Raw genomic sequence first — 26,824 nt, forward strand, 5'->3', positions numbered from 1 at the left:
GAAACGCCGGTAGGGCGCCCCCGCGCGAGTGCGGGGACGCCCTACCGGGTTCGTGCGGGGGTGCTTAGGCAGCGCGCTTGCGACGCACGACGACCATCGCCACGGCGCCCGCGCCGACGAGGCCGAGGCCCGACAGCAGCAGCCAACCGGGCGAAGCGCCGGTGGCGGCCAGCGGCGGCGTGGCCTCTCCCTCGCCACCGCCCGCGCCCGCCGGGCTGGTGGTGGTGGTCGTGGGTGCGGGCTCGGAGGAGGCCGGCACGCTCGGGGGCACCTCGACGGACGACGGCGGGGCGCTCTCCGACGTCGCCGGCGTGCTGGGCTTCGAGGCACTGGTGCTCGAACTCGGCGCGGTGGGCTTCACGCACGCCTCGGTCTTGAGCGTCTTGGAGAAGTTGTTCTGGTCCCCGTCGGAGGCCTTCACGGCGATGGTGAAGGTGTGGGCGACGTCGCCGGGAAGGGTCCAGGACTTCTCGTAGTTGTCGCCGAACGACGTGCTGACCAGTTCGGTCTGGCCGTCCTTGACCACGATGGTGTTGCCGCTCCGGGCGTAGGACGCGAGTTTCACGCTCACCACGGCCTTGTCCGCGACGCACTCGGCCTTGGCGGTCGGGGTGTGCGCGGAAGCCGGGATCGCCAGTGCCAGCAAGGCCAGACCAGCCGTGGCGGTCACCGTGATCGCACCGAGAACTCTGCCTGCCATGTGGTCTCCTGCTCTGGATTCTCGCGAAAACACGAAATGTGAAATGCAAACGGGTCACCCTTTTGGGTGACGCCGCAGGGGACCGTAGCAACGTCGGCCTACCCAAAGGTCGCTATTCGGCAACGCTCTGGTCACGGGTAGGCCGGAATCCGACATGTCGTCACCCGGTCGGGTAGAAGCCGCCAAGATCACCATCACACCGGTGAACGACGTCGTCTCCGCGCACGTATGTGAATCCCGTGGTCGCGAGGGCGCCCGGAACCGCGGTCGGGGCCGTCCGCCTCGCACTCCCCGGCGGCCTCGTCACACCGTTGGAGCGCACCGAAAGAGCGAACCTCGGCCATCAGTTCGGGGGACCCGAAATCGTCGGGGCGCAGGGGGATCCGCCGAATGCCGATGTCCTCCTGCGCCGCGTGCGCGACGCCGTGCCGCCGGGCACGGCGAAAGCCGACGGCGGGTCCACAGTGGACATCAGCTCGGCGCCCACCTCCCCCCGTGCGACCGGGATGACGACCACTGGACAGGTGGGATGACCTGCGGTCTACGCCGAACGAGTGCCGCACGTCACAAATGCTGACGGAACAGTCCGACCGCGCGACGATGTTCCCGCAAGAGGAGACGTGCGTTCCGGGGTCGGTGGAAGTCCGAACCGGTGGTGACAGCCCACGACCCGCGTGCCCCACGGCCCGCGGTTGACCCGGTGGAACTCCGGGGTCGACGGTGAGAGTCCGGATGAGAGGCGCGCACGCCACCGGTGTCCGGCATGCCCGCCGCACCGGTGACGCGCCACGCCCCCGGACCGCCCTGGGGATGTGGAGGACGCGGTGCACGTGTTGCTGGAACAGGGTTTCACCGTCCTGGGGCAGAAGATCGCCTACGCGGAGTTCTTCGGCCAGTTGTTCGCGCTGGCCGTGGTGTTCCTGGCGCAGCGCCGCTCGCTGTGGACGTGGCCGGTGCAGTTGGCCTCGGTCGCGCTGCTGTTCACCGTCTACCTGTCCGCCCACCTCGGCGGGCTCGCGATCCGGCAGGTCGTCGTCGGCCTCATCGCGTTCTACGGCTGGTACGCCTGGCTGCGCAGGCGCGACCCCGTGTTCGGCGTCGTCGTCCGCAAGGGCTCGACCCGCGAACGCGTCGCCGTGGCCGCCGCCTTCGTCGTCGGCACCGTCGCCTTCGCCCTGACCCTCGACGCCCTGGACGCCTCCTGGGCGCCGTGGCCGGACGCCGCGATCTTCGTCGGCACCGTGCTCGCGTTCGCCCTCCAGGGCCTCGGCCTGGTCGAGTTCTGGATCGTCTGGCTCGTCGTCGACGCCGTGGGCGTCCCGCTCCAGATCCAGTCGGGTCTGTACTTCAGCGCGCTGATCTACACCGTGTTCGCCGTCCTGGTGATCCGCGGCTGGCTCGACTGGAACCGCGCCGCCAAGCGCACCGCCGCCGTCGAGACCACCGCCTGACAGGTCAGCGCCCGACACGCCACGAGGGGAGCCCCGCGAACGGGACTCCCCTCGTGGCCGTTCGAACCGCTACGCGAGACCGGCGTCGCCCGTGGACGGGGCCGCCGCGCCGACGTCGTCGATCCTGTACTGCCGCGCGGCCTTCACGACCAGCGCCGGGTCGACCTCGCCGCGCTTGGCCAGCGCGGCCAGCGTGGCGACGATGATCGACTCGGTGTCGATCAGGAAGTGCCTGCGCGCGGCCGGGCGGGTGTCGGAGAAGCCGAACCCGTCCGTGCCCAGCGTGTGCATGTCCGTCGGCACGTACGGCCGGATGAGGTCCGGGACGGCCTTCATCCAGTCCGACACCGCGATCACGGGGCCCGAGGACTCGGAGAGCACCTTCGTCACGTACGGGACGCGCGGCTCGTTCTCCGGGTGCAGCAGGTTCTCCCGCTCGACCTCCACGGCCTCGCGGCGCAGCTCCGAGTACGAGGTCGCGGACCACACGTCGGCCCGGACACCCCACTCCTCGGCGAGGATCCGCTGGGCGTCGATCGCCCACGGCATCGCCACACCGGACGCCAGCAGCTGCGCGTGCGGACCCTCCTGGGCGGGCGACACCTGGTAGCGGTACAGGCCGCGCAGCAGGCCCTCGACGTCGAGGCCCTCCGGCTCCGCGGGCTGCCGGTACGGCTCGTTGTAGACGGTCATGTAGAAGAAGATGTTCTCCGGGGACTCCCCGTACATCCTCCGCAGGCCGTCCCGCACGATGTGGCCCACCTCGAACGACCACGCGGGGTCGTACGACACGACGGCGGGGTTCGTGTGCGCCAGCAGCAGCGAGTGGCCGTCCGCGTGCTGGAGGCCCTCACCGGTCAGCGTCGTGCGGCCCGCGGTGGCGCCGAGCACGAAGCCGCGCGCCATCTGGTCCGCCGCGGCCCACAGGCCGTCACCGGTGCGCTGGAACCCGAACATCGAGTAGAAGATGTAGATCGGGATCATCGGCTCGCCCTGCGTGGCGTAGGACGTGCCCACGGCCGTGAAGGACGCCGTCGACCCGGCCTCGTTGATGCCCTCGTGCAGGATCTGGCCCTGTTCGGACTCCTTGTACGCGAGCATCAGCTCGGCGTCCACGGAGGTGTACATCTGCCCGTTGGGGTTGTAGATCTTCTGCGACGGGAACATCGAGTCCATGCCGAACGTCCGCGCCTCGTCCGGGATGATCGGCACGATCCGGTTGCCGATCTCCGGGTCCTTCGCGAGGTCGCGCACGAGCCGCACGAACGCCATGGTCGTGGCGACCTGCTGCTTGCCGGAACCGCGCTTGAGGACGTCGTAGACCTTGTCGCCCGGCAGCTTCAGCGCCTTCGGCGCGTTCCGCCGCTCCGGCACGTAGCCGCCGAGCTGCTTGCGCCGCTCCAGCAGGTACTGGATCTCCGGGGAGTCCGGGCCGGGGTGGTAGTACGGCGGCAGGTAGGGGTCCTTCTCCAGCTGCTCGTCCGTGATCGGGATGCGCAGGCTGTCGCGGAACATCTTCAGGTCCGCGAGGGTCATCTTCTTCATCTGGTGCGTGGCGTTGCGCGCCGCGAAGTGCGGGCCCAGGCCGTAGCCCTTGATGGTCTTGGCGAGGATGACCGTCGGCTGGCCGTGGTGCTCGGTGGCCGCCTTGTACGCCGCGAACACCTTGCGGTAGTCGTGGCCGCCGCGCTTGAGGTTCCAGACGTCGTCGTCGCTCATCGGCGCCACGAGCTCCTTCGTCCGCGGGTCGCGGCCGAAGAAGTGCTCCTTCACGTAGGCGCCGTCGTTCGCCTTGTACGTCTGGTAGTCGCCGTCGGGCGTGGTGTTCATCAGGTTCACCAGCGCGCCGTCGCGGTCGGCGTGCAGCAGCGAGTCCCACTCGCGGCCCCAGACGACCTTGATGACGTTCCAGCCGGCGCCGCGGAAGAACGACTCCAGCTCCTGGATGATCTTGCCGTTGCCGCGGACCGGGCCGTCGAGGCGCTGCAGGTTGCAGTTGACCACGAACGTCAGGTTGTCCAGCTGCTCGTTCGCCGCCAGCTGGAGCAGGCCGCGCGACTCCGGCTCGTCCATCTCGCCGTCGCCGAGGAACGCCCACACGCGCTGGTCGGACGTGTCCTTGAAGCCGCGGTCCTGGAGGTAGCGGTTGAACCGCGCCTGGTAGATCGCGTTCATCGGGCCGAGGCCCATGGACACCGTCGGGAACTCCCAGAAGCCCGGCATCAGCCGCGGGTGCGGGTACGACGGCAGGCCCTTGCCGAGCCCGCCGTGCGAGTACTCCTGGCGGAACCCGTCGAGCTGGTCCTCGCTCAGCCGCCCCTCGAGGAACGCGCGGGCGTAGACGCCGGGGGAGGCGTGGCCCTGGATGAAGACCTGGTCGCCACCGCCGGGGTGGTCCTTGCCTCGGAAGAAGTGGTTGAAACCGACCTCGTAGAGGCTCGCGGAGGACGCGTAGGTCGAGATGTGACCACCGACACCGACACCCGGTCGCTGCGCGCGGTGCACCGTCATGGCCGCGTTCCAGCGGATCCAGGCCCGGTAGCGGCGCTCGACCTCCTCGTCACCGGGGAACCACGGCTCCCGTTCGGTGGGGATGGTGTTGACGTAGTCGGTGCTGGTCAGGGACGGGATGCCGACGCCACCCTCGCGGGCCTTCTCGAGGAGTCGGAGCATGAGATATCGGGCACGCTGCTGGCCGCCACCCTTGAGCGCGGCGTCGAACGACTCCAGCCATTCCGCCGTCTCGTCCGGATCGATGTCCGGCAGGTGTGCGGCGAGACCGTCACGGATGACGCGCACCCGTTCGGGGGCGGTGCCGTTGTTCTGCGGGGCCAAGGGTTCTCCTCGCCAGGGTTGCAGCCGGCTGGTGCCGGCGTTCACTGCGGGTTCAGGCGGTTTACCTGTCCATGATTCCTCATCGGCGCTCGTGCGACACCCCGGAGGACCCCCTACCGACCAGTAGTTCTGGATCGTGTCCCTCGCGCGCGCGGTATGAGGTGTGTTCAGTGTGCGTCATCCGGTTGGGTGACGTGTCAGGGGGGTCGGATTGCGGCGTGTCATGAGGTCAACGGTTGCGCGGAGGGCTGCTATCAGTGTTCGCTAGCCGCGACAGGTGTTGATACATCGCGCGGCAGTCGAGTCGACTGCCGCTCTTGCGTAGTTGGAGGAGTGGAAGCCGTGGTCGCCGCGGGAGACGCCGACAAGGGCGGTGTCGCCGACAAGCTCGGGATTGCACCGGGCCAGGCAGTTCAGGAGATCGGCTGGGACGAGGACGTTGACGACGACGTTCGTGCCGCCATCGAGGAGCGGATCGGTAGCGATCTCCTCGACGATGAGGCCGACGATGTCGTGGACGTGGTCCTGTTGTGGTGGCGGGACGGGGACGGGGATCTGGTCGACGACCTGATCAACGCGACCGGGCCGCTGGCCGAGAACGGCGTGGTGTGGGTGCTGACGCCCAAGACCGGACGCCCTGGACACGTCGAGCCGAGTGAGATCGCCGAGGCGGTGCCGACCGCAGGGCTGTCCCAGACGTCCAACATCACCGTCGCCGAGGACTGGTCGGGCACGAGGCTCGTGCGTCCCAGTTCGGCGAAGGTCAAGCGCTGATCCGAGGCTGAGCACGGGTTCCCCGAGACGTACGGGGGCCCGTGCCGGTCGCACGCACCGGGGGAACTCCGAAGTGCTCGTCGAGGTCGGTTCGGAAGCCCCGGACTTCACCCTCCGGGACAGCGACAAGCAGAAGGTCTCGCTGTCCTGGTACCGAGGCGTCAGTTCGGTGCTGCTGGTGTTCTACCCGTTCGCCTTCAGCGGCACCTGCCAGAGCGAACTGGGCCGCCTCCAGGAGGACCTGGCCACCTACACGGCGGCCGGTGTGACGGTCCTCGCCATCTCGGTCGACACCCCCTACAGCCTCAAGGTGTGGGCGACCGGCCAGGGCTACCGCTTCCCCCTGCTGTCCGATTTCTGGCCGCACGGCGCCGTCGCCAGGCAGTACGGCACGTTCGACGAGGCCAGGGGCATGGCCAACCGCGGCACGTTCCTCGTCGACGTCGACGGCATCGTCCGCTTCGCCGAGGTCAACGAACCCGGCGAACCCAGGGACCAGACCGCATGGCAACATGCTGTTGCCGCGTTGACGGCCTAGAGGGCGCGTAGCTCAGCGGAAGAGCACTCGGTTTACACCCGAGCGGTCGCAGGTTCGAACCCTGCCGCGCCCACCAGAAGTGACTCTTTCAAACCGTGCGCCGCAAGATCCATCTTGGGGAGCGTGTTCGCCCTCTCGTACCGTTCGACCAGGGAAGATCGCTCGAACGCCGTCCGCAGCACCACGGACAAGCGTGCGCACTCGTCAGCGTGCGCCACCGGAACCGCCCCTTGAGCGGGCAAGGACAGGCGCTCCTCGGTCGAAATCGGGGATGCGTCTTGGCTGCCTAGCAGCGCCTCGAACGGCTCGTGCATCTCTGCTCGTTCCACGTTGCCGTCTTCGCCGATGAACAGCTTCTTGAAGAGCCCCTGGTTGATCTGCCTCTTGATGTGAGGCAGAGCGGGCAGATAGGCACGTTCGCAGTGCTCCGCAGCTACCAGAGCAGCATTCAGCGTGGCGACGAGGTTCTTCGAGGTGGCTTGTGCTCGCTGGAGCATGCGATCGGCGTACCCAAGCTCTTGCGTGAACCGCTGCATCTCAGAGGCCAACAGGTCGGCAGGGATCGCGCCCGCGTAGTGAGCTTGAAGCAGCTTCTTGCGCTCCCCGTCGACTTGCTGCTTACGCTTCGAGGCGCGCCTGGCACCTCGCTCAGCCTCTTCTCGCTGTGTCGATAGCTCGGCCGTCACCGCAGCCCGGATCTCCTCGATCTGAGCACGCGGCACCTTGAGCTGCGCGTAGAGGTTGGCGATGCCGTCTTCAATGCGTTCAAGCCTCACCGCAGGGCGCCTGCAGTTGTTCGCCTTGGTCTTCTTCTTGACGCAGAAGTAGTACTCGTAGGTACCACCATTGCCGGTGTTCTGCGAGTACACGAGTCGCCCGCCACAGGCTGAGCAGTAGATCGTGGTGCGCAGGTAGTGCGGATGCTTGCGATCCTTCTCGCCGGTGTGGTTGTGGCTTGCCAGGGTGTCTTGCACCGCCAGCCACATCTCGGGTTCGACAAGCGCAGGATGGCTGCCTTCGTAATGAAATCCCCGGTACGGGACGATCCCCATGAAGTACGGGTTCTGCAAAATGTGATGCATGGTGGTGAGAGGCACCGGCGTGCTGGGTTTGCTCGGAGTTGGCCGAGTGGTCAGCCCCATCACCTGCGCTTCCAGGGTGAGATCGGCAACCGTCCATTCGCCGGTCGCGTACTGCTTGAAGCACCACGCGACAAGCTCGACACGTTCAGGGTCAACCTCCACCCAGGCCCGCTCGAAGCCGTCGACCGTTTCACGGCGGTTGCGGTAGCCCAGCGGTGCCCGGTATGGCGTTCCACCTTCCTCAGCCTTCGCGAGGAGCCCCTTCATGACTTCTTCGGCGAGATTGCTGGAGTAGAACTGGGCGATCTCAGCCATGAGGCCGTAGAGCAGCTTACCGCTTGGCGTCTCGTCGATGTTCTCCATGCACGAGACCAACTTCGCTCCGTGCCGTCGGAGAAGGACGTTGATCGCGATGTCATCCTCGCGGTTGCGTGCAAGCCGGTCGATCTTGTGCACGATCACGTAGTCCGGCTGTACGCGCTTGACTTCGCGCAGCATCTCCTGCAGGTCGTCGCGCTTGGATGAACGTGCCGACTCGCCAGCATCGACGTACTCGGCGACAACAGTTGCACCTAGCTGATCGGCCTTCGCGTGGCACCCGCTGCGCTGGGTGGGGATGGAGTAGCCCTCAGCCGTACCGCCGCGGCGTGCCTGCTCCTTGGTGCTGACGCGGAGGTAGATGAACGCGATGGGTGAACTGCGACGTTCCTGGGCGGTGCTCCTACGAGCTTGCCTGGGCAGCCGATCAGCGGCTGCTGCCATTCGAGCTGACTGGCCGATGATCTCCTCGCCCGACTCAGGAACCTGTGTAGCGCGCAGCCGAAGAATGGCTTCTTGGCGAGAGTCGTTCCAGCGAGCTATGTCGGCATGGCGGATCTGGGTCTGAGGTGAGATTTCGTTGTCATCGTAGAACGAGGCATCGGTTTCTGGGTCACTCATGGGGCACCTCCTGTCTGAGCAAGTAGTTGTCGGTGGTGTTATATCGGCGGGATGGATCATGGGCTGCGTTGGATTTTGGGCGTCTCGTACAGGAGATTTTCTCAGCACCTTGCGGGCGTGGCAAGAGAGGTGATGCTGTCCTTGGTGGAGAAGGGTTGCTGTTCGAGAAGTGGAAGGTTGTGTCGCTCTGGACCTTGGGCTTGAATATTTATGTTGCAAAGCTCATAATGAAGCTATATGAGCATGACTAACGAAGAACTACTCCAAGATCTAAAGCAGTTTGTAGAGGCTAAGGTGAATGCCTCGGAGGAGCGTTTGCTTCAGAAGATGGCAACCAAGGATGATCTCAAAATTATGGCGACCAAGGCTGACATTCAAGAGCTTAAGTCGGACATGGATGGCCGCTTTGATACGGTGCTCGAAGCCGTCGGTGAACGGTTCGAATCGACCGACGCCGTTGTGCGCGAACATGAACGGCGGATCACGCGGCTTGAGCGCCGCGCGGTCTAGGAGATTTGATTGCAGGGACGTCTCCGTGTAGCGGCTTGTGATCATCTGGACACCTTGCGAAAGCCGCCATTCGGCGGTTCTTCTGCCTATGTCGGGACTGTCATACTACTTCCAGTGCCTTAGGCGCACAGGTTTTGGCACCTGGCAGGTTCAAGTCCTCGCACTCCTGTTGCTGGTAGCGTTTCCGTCTGCGCGATTCTGGATTAGAGAAAGGGACAATAGAATAAAGGAGGTTCCAATGGATGATGACAACGGAGCACGTAAGGCCGTCCGCTAGTCGGTCCAGTTGTTCGAGCTTGTTTGGAACGGAATCTCAGGAGCTGTGGTAGCAGGTGCCGCTCACTTCGGAACCACCCGCGTGAAGTAGCCGCGGGTGGTTCTGCTTTTGATCTAGCTGCTCGGCAGCTCCGATCGTCCAATCGGGTATATCCTAACGGAGCGGTCAGCGTGCACCCCTGCGGCGATACACTCGATGTCGTTCCTGACAAGTAGCGCCAGTCTGATTCACGGCCATAGCGAATATGCCGTATCAACCACCTGGGGAGCCGAACGTTGCCTGCCGCTCTTCACGTCTACACTCGTATGCTCTACCTGGTTTTCGCGATGCTCGTGCCACTGGCTGCTGCCACCGTCGCCATCGGATTTGCTATACGAGCGTACTCTGTGGCGCTGACTCCTCAAATCGGTGGTCGCCCGTTCGCTCAATCCCGCCGCCATCAAGCTATTAATGCGCGGGTGGAAATGCTGCTCTTGCTTGCACTTAGCGCAGCTTGCTACTGGTTTATCTCGTTGAGACTGGCGCGCGCCTTTGCTATGACTGCTCCCGTAGAGGAGCGAAGCGCAGGCGGAACCACTGTGCTCGCCATGGGTTTTATGTCCTTCTACTTCGGTAAGCTATATTCGGAACGATCCAACTACTTTGATTACCGGCGATCGACCGATTTTCGCATTTGGGTCCGCGGTGTACCTCAAACCGGGCTCAGTGCTGTCTTCGAGTACTACCTGGCAGGGTGGCGGTCGCGTGCTATTGGCCAAGTATTTTCAACGTCCCTACTTTGTGGATTTTTGGTCGCGCTTCCTGTCGGAATGGCCAAGCTTCCAGCAGGCTCAGAGGATTTCAGTCGAGAAGACTGGACTCTCATAGGCGCTGGAGTTGCAGCGCTAGTGACGGTTTCACTGGTGCGGAGGGTACTAGTGAGGCTCTGGCCTGTTTTGCGGCCTGACTATGGCCTAGCCAACTTATGTACGAACCCTGCACCACGGCGTGCACATAGGAATGAGAAGAGGGCTCAGCGCTTCATGATCCATAGGCCAGGTGGATGGCGAGGCCAAGATCATGAGGACAGCTTCAAGATCGCGAGCTTGCTTGAGTGGTCGGTGCGCCGGGCGCAAGGTCGGCATGCACAGCACCACTACGATGCGCTCGTTCTTGCTGCACGGCGCTTGGCGCAGTCGTTTCGACTAAAGGCACTTCAGATCACAAATGAAACCGATGAAGTAGCGGCTGCTTACGAGGAACGTAAGTTCCTTGCATTGCAGCTCGCAACTGGGCGCGATCCACTTAATTTCGTGAACCGCATTGCTGAAATGACGCAAGACGACCCAGAACCACCTGAGTTGCCGCGCCGACGTGCTGCACGCCTGGTTGAGTCAATTAGCGGTGCGATCAATGTGCACTGGCCAGCGCTGAAGACCGTTGCAATCGTCGTTGTCCTTGCATGGCTAGTCTGGTCGGGCAAGCTCATGGATGCGGTTGGACTACTTAAGTAGAGCTCGCATATTCTATTAGTTATGGAATAGAGCTTGGGGCCGGGTCAAGTAAATCTGCTGTCTTCTGATCGTGGCGGAACATGAAGCGCTCTTAAGGATCTAAGGGCTGTTACGGAGTAGGCAGGCGTAACTATTCCCCCTGCCGTACCGATACCGAGTAGAGGGTGCCTGACCACAGTGCTGGAAGGAAGAGTTGATGGACGGGTCTACAGGCGAGTCGCCGCAAGGTAACGGCGGCGATGCATCTGCCTTCGTGCTGCCTGGCCTGGCCATCGTCGCAGATCTGCTCGCTGTAGTAGGGGTCTTCGTCGTGGGCTCAGGCGTCGGAGGCTGGCAGATGGTGGCTGTGACCTGCGGGGCGGTGAGTACCGTCGTGGCCGGGGGATACATGCTGTTCAGCGGAAGGGAAACTGATGCTAAGAACGGCCGCGCACTGATCGTGCTCCTAGTCGGCATCTTCGCCTTCGTCATTGGGGTGGTGAATACCGGTAAAGCTGAGCCCAGCGGAGATTCCGGACGGAAGGATGCGGCCCCATCAACAGGCATCAAAACTACGTCCCTTGAACCAACTACTACAACTTCTAGCGCGATGGTTAGTACGACAACCACGTCGAGCTTGCCTGTGGAACCCTCTGTCAGTATCGGGTCTAGCGCCCCGCCACGGTCAGCGCCGTCACAGCCAGCGCCAGCGAAGTACTTCTCTGATCTCCGGCCGACGCAAGGGGCGTCGTCAGGATTTGATACTGGTGTGGCAAACATCGGGCGCGAAACGTATGATTACAGTGCCTTCCTGTATTGCAATGGACTCAACGATCCAAGTGGCTACACGTGGGATTTGAGCAGTTATGACTCGATCACCGCGACTTTCGGCATGCAAAACGACGCCCCTGGCGGTGATTGGCTGAAGTTGGAAGTTCGCATCATCGGTGATGGGGGTCGTGAACTTCGTCCGCCATTCTTCGTACAGGTCGGCTCGCCGGTCACGCTTACTGTACCGCTAAACGGCTCAGTTACTTTTAAGGTGCAGTGTGGCGGCGTTTCTCAGGCGAACGGTCGTTCAACAGGATCGTCGTTTCTCGTGGTAGGCAATGGAACATTTTCATAGGGAAACTGTAAGTTAACCACGTGGCTAAGGTGACTAGGGTGAGCAAGGAACGAAGATCGACATACAGGTCGATTGATGTTACGGGAGGTTCGCCACCCAATTCCAATAAATCCGTTTAGGGTATTTCGATCTTGAATATGCATCTTTCTTTTGGTTCGCCTTCGCTGCCGTTGAAACCGTTGACGTACGACCGCATGTGCAAGTCGCCTAGATATTAGCTTCTCATGTTCTTGACGGCTGCAGCCCCTAACATGCACTGCCTTTCAACACACTTCACCGACCCTCTTGCCTCTGTAATTCGGTCGCGCAAGGAGGGCTCGATCGTCCTTAAGTGTCTCGGTATCGCGGGTATTACACGTTGGTAACGTCGGTAACGTTTAGTGTTGATTCTCCGACTGACAACCTAGTGGTTCCAGCGGCAAAGAGATTGGACGACTGTAAATGCCTAGTCGATTGATCGAAGTGAAAAATGGCCGCGCGACTGTTAGTGATGCTGTTAAACATTTTGCGTCCGCTCTCAGTCCGTTGGGTTTAGCAGCGCATGCTTTGACTACGGTAGGTGTTTGTACAACGGAACTTGCCCAGCTTCACATTGAGAAGAAAAGACTGCTAGTACAGCGCGAGGTGGCTCTTGCTGTAGTTCAGGGTTATGAAGGAATGCTGGTCGATCTCTTCAATCAGGCGAAGGCCGATACCCAGATATCGCAGGTTTCCACGCAGGCCATAATCGCCAGCATAGGGATCGTCGGCGAGGCGGCACGTGATATGAGGCTTCCTACTGATGAGCGGCAGGTAGCGATGTCGACGATGACTGTCTTTACCGGTCAACTTCTGGTGAACAATCAGTCTAATCGAGATAGCTGGGTGAAGCTAGGTCAAGTGGTCAACTTCAGGCTCGCAGAAGGCTCCATTAGCGCGCTTCGTGAGTTGAGGTAGTCATGGATGAGCTTGCGGGACCTCTTATCGCGTTTTTTCTGATCTTAGTAGTAGTCGGCTTCATTGGCTCTGGCTTGGCCTGGGTTGCAACGCACTATCCGGTTCCCTTCTGGCTTGGTGTCGCGGCGCTGCTCTTCGCGCCGGTTGCGTATCTCTATCATAGGTTTAAGAAAAAGGCCGAACTCGTTCAACTGGTCGAGAAGAAGAAAACACAAGCTCAGGTTGTTCAGGCTTCGGTCAATCAGTCAATTCGTGAAGTCTCGCGCAAACGACAAGAAGTGAGTGCTGAATACGGCAAAGTTGAGGAACTAAAGAGCGCAGTGCGCGGCGAGGTCAACTTCAAGATTCTTACTACGAAGCACTTCGAGTCGATGCAGCTTGCCGATGGATACTACGATTCAATGAGAAGTTTCGCGGTTTCGCGTGATGCGTTATCGGAGCAAGTGAGCGAGTTTGGCAAACATCTGAAAGAGCTGGGGGCGGCACGCAATGGTAAGCCTCCGCGCGGAAAAGCGGCCTCCCATGCCGAAACCGTCAAAGTCGTTGTTGCGGACTTGCGGCAAGGGGTCGGTGAGCTGCGCACGGGAATTACCTCTCTTCGTGCAGACGTTGAATCTTATAATGATCTGACCAGGCGCCTTAAAATACATATTCGCGATACATGCGGCGAGCGGGGGAGGCGTTGGTATCGTGAACTTGAGGAACGCACTCACGCCCGCAAGAATACTTGAATTTATTGACAAAATTTATTGTGCTTGGTATAAGTTGCCGTGGACAAATGCGCTCAATCAATTTGAGGTCACCTGCCTGCGTGTGCAGGCCATAGATGAGGAAGCATCTCATTATGAAGACCGCAAGGAGATTGCGGTGCTTCCACGCGACCCCCTTGAGAGTCTCAGAAACCTTCGCCATCAGGCAGAGGAAGTCAACAAGACGCTCAGGGAAAAGCTCGAAAACCTTCCCCGCGACGAGTGGCCGGAAGGCTGGAGCATCAGTCCCGAGGGCGACGTGTTGATGCCCTGGTCTTTCCCGTCAGCGGAAAAGCTGATCGAAGGATTGAAGGGTCCAGAAGACGAACGCTAGGAACATGAACCCCACGAACCATCACCCAAGACCCCTCGCGGCCGGTGTGGTCGTGGGGTGTCTCTATTTTCCGTTAAAGGCGACTGTTATGCATCGCTAGGATGTGGTCTGCTTTTGGTATGTCAAGTGTGGCCGAACAGGTCGGCCTCGGCCAGTCATCAGGGAGGGGAGCTTACAGTTGACCGATGCAGCGGCTCGGGCCGTTCAGCGCTATGAATGCCGCATTCTGATCGAGTTTTCGCACTTCGCACTTCGCACTTCGCACTTCGCGCTGTTCGCATCGCTCGGCTTGAGCGCCACGCAGTATAGTGTTGTATTGCGTCTCAATTTATGATTACATAGTTGAAGCACATTTCGATTTCAATGTGGAATCATGCGCTCGCGTGAGCAGCGATTTTGACGGCTAAGTTGACGGCAACCGTGCCTAGAATCCACTGTCTTCTGCAACGATCAGTAACTGTGCTCACTCTGTTAAGTCGCGTGCAGAGGGTCGTATCGATGGACTTTGTAAACAGCAGGTCTTCGGTTCGAGTCCGAAAGGCGGCTCCAGAGGTAGAACTCATTATCTGATGCATGAAATCGAGACTTGACGGCAACGTCTGACGGCAATCGTTGCCGTCAACGACTGCCGTCAGCAGACCCCGGCGACCCAGGGCTGAGGCAAAGTCGACTACCAGTGGCTTGACCTGCTGATTCGGGTTGCGACACACCGAAGATCGGGTAGTCCGGAGCAGGCACGACAGGACCGTCGATCATGAAGGTTCCTACGCCATCGTGATCTTCGGAGCTCCGCCGTGCCTGCCGTGTCATCGTCTCCCATCACTGTCCTGTCACGCCAGTTGGCCCCGCTGGGCGAGGTGGCGCCGCAGGCGCGGACCGGGTTGCTCGAGGTGTTGGAGTCGGTGCCGGATCCACGCAGGAAACGGGGTGTGCGGTATCGGTTCGCGGCGATCCTGTTCGTGTCGGTGTGCGCGGTGGTCTCCGGTGCGCGGTCGTTCGCCGCGATCGCCGAATGGGCCGCGGACGCGGCCGAGGACACGCTGAGCGGAATGGGGATCGGCGCACCGAACGCGTCCACGATCCGGCGGGCGCTCTCGGCATTGACCGGTGACGGGTTCGACACCGCGATCGGCGTCTGGCTGTCCGGGCGTGTCAAGGCAGCGTGGATGGGGGCGCCGGGCAGGCGGCGGCGCCGCGCGATCGCGGTCGACGGTAAGGCGCTGCGGGGTTCCCGTCACGGCGAGCAGCGCGCGCGAATGGTGATGGCGTGCCTGGACCACGACAGCGGGGTCACGGTGGGCCAGGTCGAGATCGCGGAGAAAAGCAACGAGATCCCCATGTTCGCAGCACTTCTGGACACGATCGTCGATGTGACCGGTCTCGTCGTCACCGCCGACGCGTTGCACGCGCAACGCGGGCATGCCGAGTACCTGCACGGCCGTGGCGCGCACTACGTGATCACCGTGAAGGGCAACCAGAAGGCGTTGCGCGATCAGTTGGCGGGCCTGCCGTGGAAGGACGTGCCGATCGGGTACCGCGAGACCGACACCGGCCACGGCCGGGTAGTCACCCGCACCTACAAGGTCGTCACCGTCGCCGCCGGGATCCTGTTCCCGCACGCCGCCCAGGCCGTCCGGATAGTGCGGACCCGTAAACGCAAGGGCAGCACCAGGCGCGCGAGCCGCGAGACGGTGTACGCGGTGACATCCCTGACCGCCGCGCAGGCCCAGCCCGCCGAGTTGGCCCGCTACATCCGCGGGCACTGGCACGTGGAGAACAAGCTGCACTGGGTCCGCGACGTGACGATGGGCGAAGATGCCTCTCGGGCACGCACCGGCGGCGGGCCCAGGATGATGGCCAGCCTGCGCAATCTCGCCATCAGCCTGCTACGCCTGACCGGCCACACCAACATCGCCAAAGCCGTACGTCATATGGGAAGAAGGCCCGAACGAGCCATCAAGTTGATCTCAGCCAGCTGAAACACGACTTTGCCTCAGCCCTGCCGGCGACCAGGATCCTTATCGTGGTCGTCTTTGGTGTCCGAGCCGAGGGCCTGGTCCACCAGGTCGAGCGCTCGCTGACGACCCTCCATGCTGTCGTGCTGGTAGATCTGCTGCGTCGTGGAGATCTGCGAGTGGCCAAGCAGCAACTGGGCATCACGAGCCCCTACGCCAAGGCCCTTGAGGGTTGTGGCCGCGGTGTGGCGGACGTGGTGAACCTTGATCCGGCGCACTTCATGTTGCTGGCAGATGCGCTGGAACGAGCGCACGAAGTTGCGCGGCTCGATCGGCAGGCCGCTCTTGGTGGTGAAGACCAACTCTGCCGCGTCACCACCGCCTTGCCAGATCTCTTCTGCGGCTTGGCGGGCGCTGGTCTGCCGGACGTGCTGACGCGTGAGCGCGGCTCTGGTGAGGCCGACCAGTGGAAGGTCGCGTCGACCTGCCCTGGTCTTGAGGGGTGTTTGCCGAAGGGCGCCGCCTGTGCGCTGGAGTTGCTGGCGAACCTCCAGGACGCCCGCCGCGAGGTTGACGTCTTGCCAACGCAGGCCGAGTACTTCACCCTCGCGAAGCCCATAGACGACGAGGAGGGTGAATGCGGCGGCGAGCGGATCGCTTTGCGCTGCTACGAGGAACTGCCGCGCCTCATCGACGGACCACGGGTAGATCTCTTCCGGCTCGTACTTCGGCAGCTTCACGAGCCGAGCGACGTTGCGAGCGACGTGCTCTTCGTGCATCGCGTGGCTGAGCGCTGAGCGGAGCACTTCGCGCATCATCTGCACCTTGCGGACGGAGTGCCCATCGCCGAGCTGCTGGTTGAAGAAGTCTTGCACCGTAGCCACCGTGAGGCGGGTGAGGGCGTATCTGCCTAGCGCTGGCCGGAGGTTCAACCGGATCCGCTGTTCGTAGGTCTCGTAGGTGCTCGACCGAAGATTCGGCCGAACAACTTCTTCGAGCCAGTAACCGAGGTACTCGCCGAGTTTCCAGGGCTTGTCGGGTGTCGGAATACCTTGCTGGTCCTTCGCCATGAGGGCGGTGAGTTTGCTGTGTACCTCGGCACGTGTTGCGCCGTAGACCCGCATACGCTTGCGGCCACCACTAGCCGTCTGCACGTAGACGGCACCATCCCAGCGTCCGTTGTCTTTGCGCTGGTAGATCGACCCCTCTCCGTTGGCCCTGCGCCGAGCCATCACCGGTCTTCCTCGCGGCGAAGCACTTCGATCAGGGCTTCGATGGAGGTGACGGGCACCAAACGTCGTCGGCCAATGCGAATCGTCGACAACCTGCGCCGCTGGATGAGCGCATTGAGTGACCATTTGCTGATGCGGAGCACTTTACTGGCCTCGCTCATGGTTAGCAGAGTTGGAGTCGACGGACTCTCGCTGTCTGGGGGTGGCTGTGTTTCACTTTCTCTCATATACATCCTTTCTATTTATAGAGCACTTTGCTCTATTTGTTAACAGGTGAGATGTGCTGAATGTCGATTAACTTGGCGGTCCACGCTTATAGAAGCTCCGTTGCATATTTTTCCTTCGGTCATTGCCGGTGGATTGGTTGTATATGGTGACGGGTAGCAGCAATAAGTGCTACCCGTCACCCTTCGAGGTGGGTCCTTGCCTGCGAGCGCTCAGCTCTGGGGGTCGGTCTTGCGTCCCCGCGTGCCAGCGCCCTTGGCAGTGGGCGATTCGTCGCCGAACAAGCCTTCGATCGCGGCCCGCCGGTTGGCCGCCTCGCGCTCGATCTCGCTGAGCGCAGCCGCTGCCCTCGCGGCGAAGTCGGACTCCGAACGCTTGCTCTGCACGTACAGCTCGACCGCGCGCAGCACGGCGTCGCCCAGGTTCAGGCCGTCGAGCTGAGCAACGAGTGCGAACTGGGCGTGCAGTTCGCCGGGCAAACGGATGCCCAGCGTTTTGACGGCGTTCTTGCCGTTGGGGTCGGTCATAGCCGACTTCCTTCCTCGGTGTGGTGTGGCCGCCCATGCCCTGCGGGTTGCAGGTGCTTTGGGTGAGCGGCCACAGGCCACCGAGGAGTGGCCCGTGCCGGAGATCATCGGAGGAACACGTGGATGCGGCGGTCGTGACCGCGGACGACGTCCCACCTCTCAGTCAATGGACTCTCGGCCATCGCCTCGTAGTCGATTCGGAGGAACGGTCGAAGCATGGGATCGACCGCGCGGTCAAGGTGGTTGGCCCAGCCCAAGTCGTCGGCGATGTCGCGCATCCACGCCTCGCGGCTGTCGTAGCTGGCCACGTGGAAGTTGGCGAATTTATCGAGCTGGTCGTGATCATCGGTTCCGGCGATGGAAGCCCAGGCCGAGTAGGCCGCGCCGTGTTGGTGGACGCCGCGAGCCAGTCGAGAGATGAGCGCGGTGTCGCTAGAGCCGGTCAGGTCGAGCCCAGCAAGGTCTTTGGCCGCCCCGACTGCCCACCGAGTAGCGCCAACGGTAGGCGAACTATCGAGCATGGCCGTGACGTCCGCCTTCAGGTCGGCAGGTGCCTGATTGGCGTCGACCCACAGGCCGTGGTGGATGGTGCGGCGCAGGCTGTCGAGGTCGGCGACGTAGACGCGCTGTTCGTAGGTCGGGTGCCGTTCGGCGTCGGTCGCCCGTTGCTGCTCGACGCTGAGCCAGTACCCGCCCAGCCAGTCGATCCAGTGGGCTTGTTGTTCGCTGGTGGGGGGATCTAGCCGCATTGCGCGGAGTTCCTTAAAGCCCTCAGCATCCATGTGGCCGGTGTGAGTGAACAGGTCGAGCATCGGCGTCTTGATCGACCCGAGGCGGGCAGCGATGGCGCGGGCGGTGTGGTCGTCGATCACCAGGTCGCCTGCGATGGCTGCGGTGATGCCTAGTTCGATGCGCTCTTCGGGCGCAAACTCGTGCTTGTCATGGTGGTGTTCACCTCCCTCGTGGCGTGGTCGCGGTCGTTCCATTACTGCTCCTTTCGTTTAGTTGCTTGCGTTTCCCTCCAAGCGGCGAGTCGTTGTTCAGCCAGTTCGGCGTAGGCCGGGTTCAGTTCGATGCCCAGCCAGTCCCGGTCGTATTGCTCAGCCGCGAGGGCAACGGTTCCCGAGCCGAGGAACGGATCGAGCACGCGCCCTCGGCGCCACCCCGTGTGTCCGCAGTCCGCTCGCAGCGACCCGAGGGCCAGCCGCCTTCCGTCGATCACCTGGGTTGCCTTGCGCCACGGCTGTCCACAGGTGGTGCACACCCGCTGTGGACAAGTGCTGAGCAACGGGCGTCGCACCAGTTCGGTCGGGAAGGTGGCGAAGTGCGCGCCGTGGTAACTGGCCGTGCCGAGGTGCCAGACATCGCCAGGATTTTTCCCGAGCGGATGGCTCTCTTGGCCGCGAGCCTTCATCCCGGCGAGACCTTGGTTGAGGTCGACGCGGGGCGAGGTCCCACTGCCAAGGTTCGGTACGGCCGCGCGTGGTGGATAGCTCTCCCGCCCAGCCCGGCCGCGGTGGGGATGTGTCATCGCTGGTTCACGGATGGCGTCGAGATCGAAGTAGTAGTTCGGCTGGCGGGTGAAGAAGTAGACGAACTCGTGCGTGGTGGTCAGCCGGTCGCCAACCGAGGACGGCATGGGGTTCTTCTTCGCCCAGATCACCTGGTTCCGAAGCAGCCAACCGGCACGGGTGAGACGGAGTGCAACGCGCTGCGGGGCGAGCAGAAGGCTCTTCTTCGCGGCACCGTCACGAGGACTGCGGGCGTACGAGTCACCGAGATTGAGCCACAGCGAGCCGGTGGGTGTGAGCACGCGAGCAAGCTGATCGCACACAGCGGCGATCTGCTCAGCCCACTCCTCCACTGTGGACTCGGCACCGATTTGTCCGTCGTGCCCGTAGTTGCGCAGCGCCCAGTAGGGAGGGCTCGTGATGATGCAGTCGACGGAGGCGTCAGGAAGTTCGGCCAACCGTGTTCGGACGTCTCCGACGAGAACGCAGTTGAGCGGGAGATCGGGTTGCGTGCTCATGATGCACCTCCTTGTGTCAGTGGTTGGGTGAGCGCTGCTACGGCTTCGGACATCAGACAGACGGCGAACAAGGCACGAGCTTCGAGCGGCAGGTGGGCGATGGTGCGGCTGATGCCCTCCAGGCGCTTGGTCGATGGCACGAGCCACCACACCTTCGGGAAGACGCCGAGGTGCCGCTGCTCCTGGCCGCTCCGCCAGTACGAGACGTAGACGCCGAGCTTGCGATCGATCGTTGGCAGCGACTCGGTGTCCATGTCCTGCTCCAGGAAGGCGAGCACTTCGATATCGCCGACGCCGAGCCGCACGAAGCCATCGGGTTTGAGCGTGACGGCTTGACCACCGAGGCCGCCGAACTGGCGCCAGGCTTCGGGCTCTCCTGCGAACTCGATCAGGTCGCTGCTACCTGCGCGGGTGTGTTCGATGAGCGCGACGTACAGCTCGCCGATCGCCAGCACGTGCGACTGGAAGGCGGGCTTCGTCTCGATGACGCGGCGGTGTCGTCGCGGCCTCACGTCGTCGAGCGCCAGTACGGCGTGACCCCAACCACTCAGGCCGATCACGAAACCTTCGCTGCCCGCCCGCATTCCTCCGACGCGACGCTCCAAGCGCACGATCACGCCCAGCTCAGCTAGCCGTCGGATCGTCGCCCGTGCCTTACGGGCCTGGGTGATTGGATCGCCGTCCGGAAAATGCAGCCGCCGGAGCTGCTTCCCCGTGAGCAGGCGCAGTCGATCGAGGTCGACCAAGATGGCGAGGTCGCGCTCTGACAGCCGTTCCTGCAACCGGACGGCTCGGCCTCGGCCGCTCACAGGGCACCCTCGTGTGGGGCGAAGTGTCGTCGACGCGAACGAGGCATTTGTGCATGCCAGGCGGTTGAGAGCGTGTTGCGAGAGGTAGGGCGAGAGGTAGGCGTGGTGCTGTTCATGATGTTCCTCGCTTCCTGAAGCCAATTGGTCCGCTGGTGCCCGGCTGGTCGTTGTTCTGCCAGCGCTTGAGGAGTTGGGCGTCGATCTCGGAAGGCGCGACGCCGAACCTCTCCCGGATCTCTCGCCGAGCCTCGACGGCGTCTGCGGTTGTGGGTGGAAGGGCTGGCGTGCTGACGACGAAGGGCGTGCTCGTCGCGCCGCCCGTCAGCACTTGGGCGACGGCGTGGTAGGCCGGAAGCTGCATCAGGTCGTCGCCGGTGACATCGCCACCGAGCACATCTGCGAGACCCTTGGCGTCCGCTTTTGCTGGGCGAGACACCAAGCGCGACTTTGCGTTGGCCAGGACCGCCGCGCGAAGTTCTGAGCTGAGCTGCGGGAGGTGCTGGTGGGCCAGGGTGAAGCCCGCGTTCATGCCGCGGGCGGTCGCCAGCATGTCGGCGAAGTCCATGCCGCCGACGAACAGCTGCCACTCGTCGACGACCACGGAAACTGCTCGCCGCTGCACCTCCGACACCGTGGTTTGGCGCTGGATTGCCTCACGGAGTTGGCCGAGCAGCAGCATGCCGAGCAACCGACTCGTCTCGGGCCCGAGCGTGCCGCTGCTGAGGTTGACGAGGACGATGAGCGGCTTCTCGAACAGCTCGTCGAGGCGTAGTCCTGGCGTCGGTTGGCCCAGCAGGTGCCGCAGTGGTCCGCGTGCCGTCCAAGCCCTGGTCTTGTTGAGGATCGGCATGACGACGCGTGAACGCTCCAGCTCCGACAAGCCGTCGAACCACGCCGCCCACGGAGCGATGGTGAGCGGATCGCTGACCTTGGTGAGCACGCTGCGGCGGAACCCGTTGTTGGTGAGGATCGCCGGAATGTCGGTGAGCGCGCCGTCTTCCAGTCTCGAAGCCATGATGAGGGCATGCAGCAACACATCACTGCTGCGTGGCCCGATCGCCGTCCCGAACAACTCGCGGAACAAGCCGAGCAGCGAATCCGCCCGCCGCTCGGCGTCGTCTAGAGGTCCGGCGAGCGGGTTGAAACCGATTACTGGGCCTGGGGTGCCCGGCTCAATAAGGCGGACATCCGTGCGCTGCTCGGGCGCCAGGCGTGCCAGTACATCTGAGACGAGGTCGCCCTTGGGCTCGATGAGGAACACCGAGCGCCGGGCCGCGATGTCTTGAAGAAGCCAGCGCGCCAACGTAGTCGACTTGCCCGCGCCCGTGGGGGCGATAACGTGAGCATGGCTCGCAATGCTCGAGGCGGGAAACCGGACGACTTGATCGCGGCTCCGTGGATGAACGCTCGTGCCGATGAGTCGGTCGTTGGCCTTCTCAGCAGCCTCAGCGGTAAGCAGAAGCGACCGCGGTGGGGGCGTCAAGACGAAGCCCCGCCCAGGAACGCGTACCCCTTCAACCGGGTAGCCGAGCACCGCAGCCAGTTCGGCGGCGTTGAGACTGCCGCTCCAGGTGCGCCGCTTGTGGTTGACCGTGAAGAGCGCTCTTGCGATCTGGCGTGATTGCCACGTGCCGCCGATGTGGCTGTGTGGTCCGGAGGCAAGGCCCAGAGCGCTAACAGCAGGCCCGATAAGTTGGGTTGCGCGGTGGAGGTCGATTGCGACAGCACCAACGCGGCCACGGACGCCGAACAGTGGCTCAGCGATCTTCGAGCGCCAGGCGGTCTGTTCGCCCGTTCCGATCTTCTGGGGTGCGACGATGCCGAGCGCTTCAAGCGGTGTGAACTGCTTGGGGACTGGCGGCCGAGCGAAGCTCGGCCCCACAACCCACTGCAGGACAAGGGATTCGTCGGCTCCGAGACGATGGCGCAGGCCAAGCAGTCCGGCTGCCACACCGCCCGCGGTATCCAGACGAAGCGGGTAGGCCGTGCTCGACGGGCGCAACTCGCGGGCGGTGGTGGGCAGTTGGCGAGGCGACGACTCCACCGTCGTAAGAGCCAAGCCTGGCAGTTGGACGGCAAGGTCGTTGAGGAAGTGACGGCCGAGGACGTCCGCGCAGCCGATGAGCCAGCGGACGGTGTCCTGGCAGAGCCATAGCTCGAACACCACGATCGGCTGGAGTTGCCGAAGGCCAAGCCGGGGACGGGTAGCGAGCGCCCGCATGAGTCCGGTGAGGCTTGCCAGGCTGAGGTTGTCGGGCGGCATGGCTTCGCGCCAGATGAGGTCAGACATCGGTTGGCTCCTCAGGCTGTGAACCGCTGTTGTTTGACTCCGTTACCTGTTCGGCCACGTCGGCGGACTCAGTTGTCAATTGATGGCGGGCCAGGGCAATGCATGCCCGAGCCAGCTTCCGAACTGCCGGGTGATCATGAGGACTTGCTGTAATTACTACATTCGGTTCTGAGGCTGGCTCGGGCATTGGTATCCCTCCTTCCGATAAGCTCGAAACGAGGAGAAGTGCGCATGTCAAACACTGCCTACGCTTGACGGGCAAACGTAGAATATGTGTAAATGAGATACGCACCCTCGAATCGAGGTTGCTGATACAAGGACATGAGCTTCTGCGCTACTCAGCTGGTTCGCGCAGAGGTGTCGGCCAAGACTTTCCTCTGCGAGTTGCCGCTGGTGGCGCACTCAGTCCAGTTTTTATTATCTGCTAGAATTCACGCCCTGAAAACAGGGTTTGACGATTCGACAACACCGAACGGCAGGCATCTGCCTCTGTTGATGTGTCAGTCGAAAGTTGCTTGGCCGTCGCTGTAGATGTCGGCATCGTCTGGTGCGTCGCTCACCTGAGCATCGCGCCGCTTGCGGTGCAAGGACACTTCAAGCTGCCGGTAGTGCTCCTCTCGGAGTTGTCGCTCGGTGTCTTCTTCGGTTCGCTGCGCGTCGGTTCGAGTTCGTCTGGGCATAGCTCTCCCGTTCTATGAATTGCTTGAATACTTCGACTTGACTTGAGGTCTATTTGTGGCGTCGGAACATCAGGGTGTAGACGCCGATGAGTGCGAGCAGCGGCAACACGATGGGCACGAGGATCTTCACGACGTCCAACGCCACGAGGGCGGCGAAGGACAAGAGAAGAAGCCCGATAGCAAGGCCAACCATCTGGCCCGCGAGAGGCGGCTTGGGTGAGCCGTCGTCGTGACGGAAGAACCTCATGACGACGACTCACCAGCGAGTGACGGATCGAGGGCACGACTGCCTGGCCGATGCCGCACGAGGCCAGCAAACAGCGCTCGCCCCACAGCGCCAGGCGGATCGTCCTGGTTGATGTGCGTCACCGTGATGCGGTCGTCGAAGCTCCCACTCGCCAGCTGATTGCCAAGCACGACAGCGTGAACGTCACCGGGGAAGGCGGCGAGTTCCACGAGCGCTTGGTCAACGTCCGAGTCAAGCAAGAAGAAGTCGGACAACACGACCAGAGTCGCTTCGTGCTGACCGTGCCGCTGAGCCAAGGTGACTGCGCGACGCAGGCTCGGTAGCAGCTCGCTGGAGCCAGCTCCGTCGCGAGGGATCTGTAAGCCCTGCTTCAGCTTCGAGAGGTTCCACCGTCTCAAGGGGACGGGAGCGACGTCGCTGCTACATGGCGTGTCGAAGTGCAGAACCGCGCCAAGTTCGCGCCGCGATCCCCGCCGCGCAACTGCTGTGAAGGCGGCAGCCATTTCGCTGTAGCGATTAGAAAGAGGATCGCTTCCGCCGGGTGTCGTCACCGAGCCTGAGTCGTCGGTGACGGCAATGAGGAGGGTGGGCACGCTCGCCGGCTCACCCGGATCACCAAGCACAATTTCGGTGCCGGTTTGGATCGGCCCCGCGGCCGAGTTGCTCGGCATGTCGCCGAGCAACTGGCCGGGAAGGAGCCAACCAGGCTGAAGGAGCGGCTGGGTGTTCATGCGCCGCCGCCTCGACGGGGACGACGACCAATGACGCCTTCAGGCTGGCCTGCCGGGAACCCGTGCCCGAGCACCTGCGGGTTCCGACGAGCCACCCGCCAACGGAGGGACTCGACTCGCTTGGCAGCGGCGGCACCGCGGGCTCCAGCTTCGACGCTGAGCGATGTCCTGGTCGCTTCGGCTGTCGCCTGAGACCGCAACGCCCCAGATTTGGCCAGCTTGAGGTAGCGACGCTCGCTGGTGCGGGCACGCTTGGCCATTGTGGCGAGCTGATCCGCCACCTCATCTGCTGCGAAGTAGCTCAGTAGGCCCGAGCCGACTGCAGTCGCGGCAGCCAGCAACCCGAACGTGAGCCCGGCCGTCTGACCCTCGATGCTGGTTCGTAGTGCGTACACACCGATGGCTACGAGCACCACTACCAGCAACGACAGCAAGCCAACCAGCTTCACGATGCCGAGCCCGTCGGACTTCGCGATGAACAGGCGTCGGTAACGCTTCTCGTCCTCGGTCAGCGTCGCAGGGTCGAACTGGCGGGTTCGTGCCATACGGATGTCCTTGAGTTCCGAGCCGATAAGCCCGGCGCAAGCCGCCGCAGTTCCCGATGCCAGTGCCTGAAAGAAGGCGATGAGCGGAACGTCGCCCGCGACCACGGCTGCTGACCAGACGCCGCCCGTGTCGCCCATGACGAGCACGAGCCACGCGATCCAGTACCGCGTCTTCTCGTGGGGCCCGCGCCTTACATAGGGGGTCAGGAGCCGGGCACCGTGTTGGTAGTCCTGGTGAGCTGCCGAAACTTCCTTGGCGGCTTCGGCCAGCACGAAGTTGGTCGCGGTCACCTCAGCTTGGAGGCCGCTGGAACGGGCCGTATGGGAGCGAGCGACGTTCTCGCTCCACGCGGTCCAGGCGAACTCCTGCTCGTCCCCGAGGGCGTCGTACTCCTGCTCGGCGTACGTGCTCCCGATGGTGCTTGGCCTCGGGTGCGCGTCGACCTGACCGAGCCGGGGGAGCGTGACGGCGTCGGCTTCTCGCATCCAGGTGTCAACGCCTCCATCCGGAAAGGGCGGCATCGAGTTGTTGGTTGCCACGATGGTCACCGGCCCGCTTCGGCGTAGTTGCTGACCGAGATGCAGCTCGCCGCCTCGGTGCGCTGGCAGAGCCGGTCGTAGTACGCGACCAGGCCCTCCACGACTGCCGATGGCGGAGCGCCTTTAGCGACGCGGCCAAGCCCGGCGACAACGACCGATGCGCCAGCCAACTTGGGCACGGTGACCTGGTCGGCAAGAGCCGCAGCCTCGTCCTTGCTGAGCGCCTGGGCACCGAGATCCACCCCGATGTTCTGGAACCCATCCGTCAGCACCAGCAAGTTCAGGCGGTAGCCGTCGCCGAGCTGCTGCTTCCATTCGCTGGCGAGCCGGTACTGCGCCGTGATGTCCGAGCCGCTTTGCGGCAATGCCTGCGCTGCCTCGGCGTAGCCGGAGCGCACCTTGTTCATGACGTCAGCGACAGCTTCCGGGACGCGCTTGAGCCGCGCATTCTCGGTCGCGCCGTCCATCTTGAGTGGGCTGTCGAACAGTACTGTCGTGGCCGCGCTCGATGCAGAAAAAACGAGGACGCGAAGGTGGCCGGAGCAAACGGCGGTCTTGCGAGCAACCGACTCGATCACCGTCATGCGCTCGGAAACGACGGTGTCCGATGCGCTGGAGCCGGTGCCGTCGATCTGGACGAGCGAGGCAGGCGGAGCCGCCGGGTCGCAGCTCTTCAGCAACTCCTGATTCGCGGCGAACTCGCCGCGGGGCGAGGATTCGGAAGCGCAGGCGGCCAGAGCTAGGGCCAACAAGAATGCAAAGAAGAAAATCGTGGCGTATGAAGTGTCCTTCTTGATCGCCACAGTAACTTGACCTTCCGACATGATGAGGTCCCTTCAGTACATAGTTAGAGTGCTGCTGAAAGCCGGGGCCGACGCATAGTCGGCCCCGGATGCGTAATTAGAAGGACTGTGTCCCGGCGTTCCGGAAGCGGGGAGGCTTGTGTTTCCTGGCGTGAGCGCGGCGGAGACTTCGAATCTCATCAACCGGCCTGGCTTGTGGAACGAGCGGCGGATTGTGGGCTTCTGTCTTGAGTGCTCGCGAGAGGTACCTGATCTGTTCCCTCTGGATTTCGAGAGTGATGAGGTCTCCGATACGAACTTCGCGGGTGTAGCGGTTGCGGGGCATTGCATCTCCCTTTGGGCTGCACTTGGTGATGCGCACGAGCTGCACTCCAAGGAGATTGCTGCCCTGGGGAGGATTTGAGAACGAAACTGCCCAAGACTGCCCAAGAAAGACGCAAAGTGGCAGGTCGCGGGATGTGTGGGCAGTGCTGGGCAGTCTTGGACAG

25 protein-coding genes, 1 tRNA gene and 1 riboswitch are annotated in these 26,824 nt (G+C 63.0%); of the genes, 11 read left to right on the forward strand and 15 right to left on the reverse strand.

The window, feature by feature from the left end; translation table 11 throughout:
* Positions 1-64: 64 nt before the first annotated feature.
* A complete protein-coding gene (locus RM788_RS35465) occupies positions 65-700 on the reverse strand; it encodes an LPXTG cell wall anchor domain-containing protein (protein ID WP_315923327.1) in 636 nt (211 codons plus the stop codon).
* 618 nt (positions 701-1,318) lie between these two features.
* Positions 1,319-1,447: riboswitch (FMN riboswitch) on the forward strand.
* A 77-nt stretch (positions 1,448-1,524) separates the two neighbouring features.
* Here RM788_RS35465 and pnuC point away from each other — a divergent pair.
* Positions 1,525-2,151: a nicotinamide riboside transporter PnuC gene (gene pnuC, locus RM788_RS35470; RefSeq protein ID WP_315923329.1), complete on the forward strand. Its 627-nt coding sequence runs from the start codon at positions 1,525-1,527 to the stop codon at positions 2,149-2,151.
* A 69-nt stretch (positions 2,152-2,220) separates the two neighbouring features.
* Here the strand turns inward: pnuC and aceE are convergent, their stop codons facing one another.
* A complete protein-coding gene (gene aceE, locus RM788_RS35475) occupies positions 2,221-4,986 on the reverse strand; it encodes a pyruvate dehydrogenase (acetyl-transferring), homodimeric type (protein ID WP_315923332.1) in 2,766 nt (921 codons plus the stop codon).
* Between the two features lie 342 nt (positions 4,987-5,328).
* Between aceE and RM788_RS35480 the strand changes: the two genes are divergently transcribed.
* The 3 genes from RM788_RS35480 (at position 5,329) to RM788_RS35490 (ending at position 6,374) form a co-directional block, all read left to right on the forward strand.
* Complete coding sequence (locus RM788_RS35480) at positions 5,329-5,760, forward strand: DUF3052 domain-containing protein (RefSeq protein ID WP_106195724.1); 432 nt, start codon at positions 5,329-5,331, stop codon at positions 5,758-5,760.
* A gap of 73 nt (positions 5,761-5,833) precedes the next feature.
* Complete coding sequence (locus RM788_RS35485) at positions 5,834-6,298, forward strand: peroxiredoxin (RefSeq protein WP_315923335.1); 465 nt, start codon at positions 5,834-5,836, stop codon at positions 6,296-6,298.
* A gap of 1 nt (position 6,299) precedes the next feature.
* Positions 6,300-6,374 (forward strand) — tRNA-Val (locus tag RM788_RS35490).
* On the opposite strand, the gene RM788_RS35495 is transcribed toward RM788_RS35490, so the two are convergent.
* Positions 6,331-8,379, reverse strand: coding sequence for a recombinase family protein (locus RM788_RS35495; protein WP_315934837.1), 2,049 nt, complete (start codon positions 8,377-8,379; stop codon positions 6,331-6,333). The genes RM788_RS35490 and RM788_RS35495 overlap by 44 nt on opposite strands.
* 183 nt (positions 8,380-8,562) lie before the next feature.
* Between RM788_RS35495 and RM788_RS35500 the strand changes: the two genes are divergently transcribed.
* From RM788_RS35500 to RM788_RS35530, 7 genes are all read left to right on the forward strand, one after another.
* On the forward strand, positions 8,563-8,829 hold the full coding sequence (locus tag RM788_RS35500; protein WP_315923337.1) for a hypothetical protein: 267 nt from the start codon (positions 8,563-8,565) through the stop codon (positions 8,827-8,829).
* A 1,362-nt stretch (positions 8,830-10,191) separates the two neighbouring features.
* Positions 10,192-10,599, forward strand: a complete 408-nt coding sequence (locus RM788_RS35505; RefSeq protein WP_315923339.1) for a hypothetical protein — start codon at positions 10,192-10,194, stop codon at positions 10,597-10,599.
* Positions 10,600-10,795: 196 nt separating this feature from the next.
* The gene (locus tag RM788_RS35510) at positions 10,796-11,704 is read left to right on the forward strand and encodes a hypothetical protein (RefSeq protein ID WP_315923341.1); all 909 of its coding nucleotides are present in this window, start codon (positions 10,796-10,798) and stop codon (positions 11,702-11,704) included.
* A 441-nt stretch (positions 11,705-12,145) separates the two neighbouring features.
* Positions 12,146-12,640, forward strand: a complete 495-nt coding sequence (locus RM788_RS35515; RefSeq protein ID WP_315923343.1) for a hypothetical protein — start codon at positions 12,146-12,148, stop codon at positions 12,638-12,640.
* A gap of 2 nt (positions 12,641-12,642) precedes the next feature.
* A complete protein-coding gene (locus tag RM788_RS35520) occupies positions 12,643-13,371 on the forward strand; it encodes a hypothetical protein (protein WP_315923345.1) in 729 nt (242 codons plus the stop codon).
* The gene (locus RM788_RS35525; RefSeq protein ID WP_315923347.1) at positions 13,337-13,723 is read left to right on the forward strand and encodes a hypothetical protein; all 387 of its coding nucleotides are present in this window, start codon (positions 13,337-13,339) and stop codon (positions 13,721-13,723) included. The genes RM788_RS35520 and RM788_RS35525 overlap by 35 nt, the downstream gene beginning before the upstream one ends.
* A gap of 803 nt (positions 13,724-14,526) precedes the next feature.
* Positions 14,527-15,702: an ISAs1 family transposase gene (locus RM788_RS35530; RefSeq protein ID WP_315920713.1), complete on the forward strand. Its 1,176-nt coding sequence runs from the start codon at positions 14,527-14,529 to the stop codon at positions 15,700-15,702.
* A 14-nt stretch (positions 15,703-15,716) separates the two neighbouring features.
* Here RM788_RS35530 and xerC read toward each other — a convergent pair whose 3' ends face one another.
* The 12 genes from xerC to RM788_RS35590 form a co-directional block, all read right to left on the reverse strand.
* Positions 15,717-16,910, reverse strand: a complete 1,194-nt coding sequence (gene xerC, locus RM788_RS35535; RefSeq protein ID WP_315934838.1) for a site-specific integrase — start codon at positions 16,908-16,910, stop codon at positions 15,717-15,719.
* Positions 16,910-17,071: a helix-turn-helix domain-containing protein gene (locus tag RM788_RS35540; RefSeq protein WP_315923349.1), complete on the reverse strand. Its 162-nt coding sequence runs from the start codon at positions 17,069-17,071 to the stop codon at positions 16,910-16,912. The genes xerC and RM788_RS35540 overlap by 1 nt, the downstream gene beginning before the upstream one ends.
* 276 nt (positions 17,072-17,347) lie before the next feature.
* Positions 17,348-17,662: a hypothetical protein gene (locus RM788_RS35545; protein ID WP_315923351.1), complete on the reverse strand. Its 315-nt coding sequence runs from the start codon at positions 17,660-17,662 to the stop codon at positions 17,348-17,350.
* 104 nt (positions 17,663-17,766) lie between these two features.
* Positions 17,767-18,648, reverse strand: a complete 882-nt coding sequence (locus RM788_RS35550) for an antirestriction protein ArdA (protein ID WP_315923353.1) — start codon at positions 18,646-18,648, stop codon at positions 17,767-17,769.
* A complete protein-coding gene (locus RM788_RS35555; RefSeq protein WP_315923356.1) occupies positions 18,648-19,691 on the reverse strand; it encodes a DNA-methyltransferase in 1,044 nt (347 codons plus the stop codon). The genes RM788_RS35550 and RM788_RS35555 overlap by 1 nt, the downstream gene beginning before the upstream one ends.
* A complete protein-coding gene (locus RM788_RS35560; protein WP_315923358.1) occupies positions 19,688-20,473 on the reverse strand; it encodes a replication-relaxation family protein in 786 nt (261 codons plus the stop codon). Before RM788_RS35560 ends, RM788_RS35555 begins: the two co-directional genes overlap by 4 nt.
* Positions 20,474-20,612: 139 nt before the next feature.
* Positions 20,613-22,790 (reverse strand): type IV secretory system conjugative DNA transfer family protein, encoded by a 2,178-nt coding sequence (locus RM788_RS35565; protein ID WP_315923360.1) that lies wholly within the window; start codon positions 22,788-22,790, stop codon positions 20,613-20,615.
* 500 nt (positions 22,791-23,290) lie between these two features.
* Complete coding sequence (locus tag RM788_RS35570; RefSeq protein WP_315923362.1) at positions 23,291-23,470, reverse strand: hypothetical protein; 180 nt, start codon at positions 23,468-23,470, stop codon at positions 23,291-23,293.
* Between the two features lie 49 nt (positions 23,471-23,519).
* Positions 23,520-23,717 carry a hypothetical protein gene (locus tag RM788_RS35575; RefSeq protein WP_315923364.1) on the reverse strand — a complete coding sequence of 66 codons (198 nt, stop codon included), beginning with the start codon at positions 23,715-23,717 and terminating at the stop codon, positions 23,520-23,522.
* Entirely contained in the window at positions 23,714-24,448 is a 735-nt protein-coding gene (locus tag RM788_RS35580) for a hypothetical protein (protein WP_315923366.1), read from the reverse strand. The genes RM788_RS35575 and RM788_RS35580 overlap by 4 nt, the downstream gene beginning before the upstream one ends.
* Entirely contained in the window at positions 24,445-25,542 is a 1,098-nt protein-coding gene (locus tag RM788_RS35585) for a hypothetical protein (RefSeq protein ID WP_315923368.1), read from the reverse strand. The genes RM788_RS35580 and RM788_RS35585 overlap by 4 nt, the downstream gene beginning before the upstream one ends.
* Positions 25,539-26,336, reverse strand: coding sequence for a hypothetical protein (locus RM788_RS35590; RefSeq protein ID WP_315923370.1), 798 nt, complete (start codon positions 26,334-26,336; stop codon positions 25,539-25,541). The genes RM788_RS35585 and RM788_RS35590 overlap by 4 nt, the downstream gene beginning before the upstream one ends.
* Between the last annotated feature and the right edge of the window lie 488 nt (positions 26,337-26,824).

The sequence above is a fragment of the Umezawaea sp. Da 62-37 genome (assembly GCF_032460545.1).
Taxonomy (GTDB): Bacteria; Actinomycetota; Actinomycetes; order Mycobacteriales; family Pseudonocardiaceae; genus Umezawaea.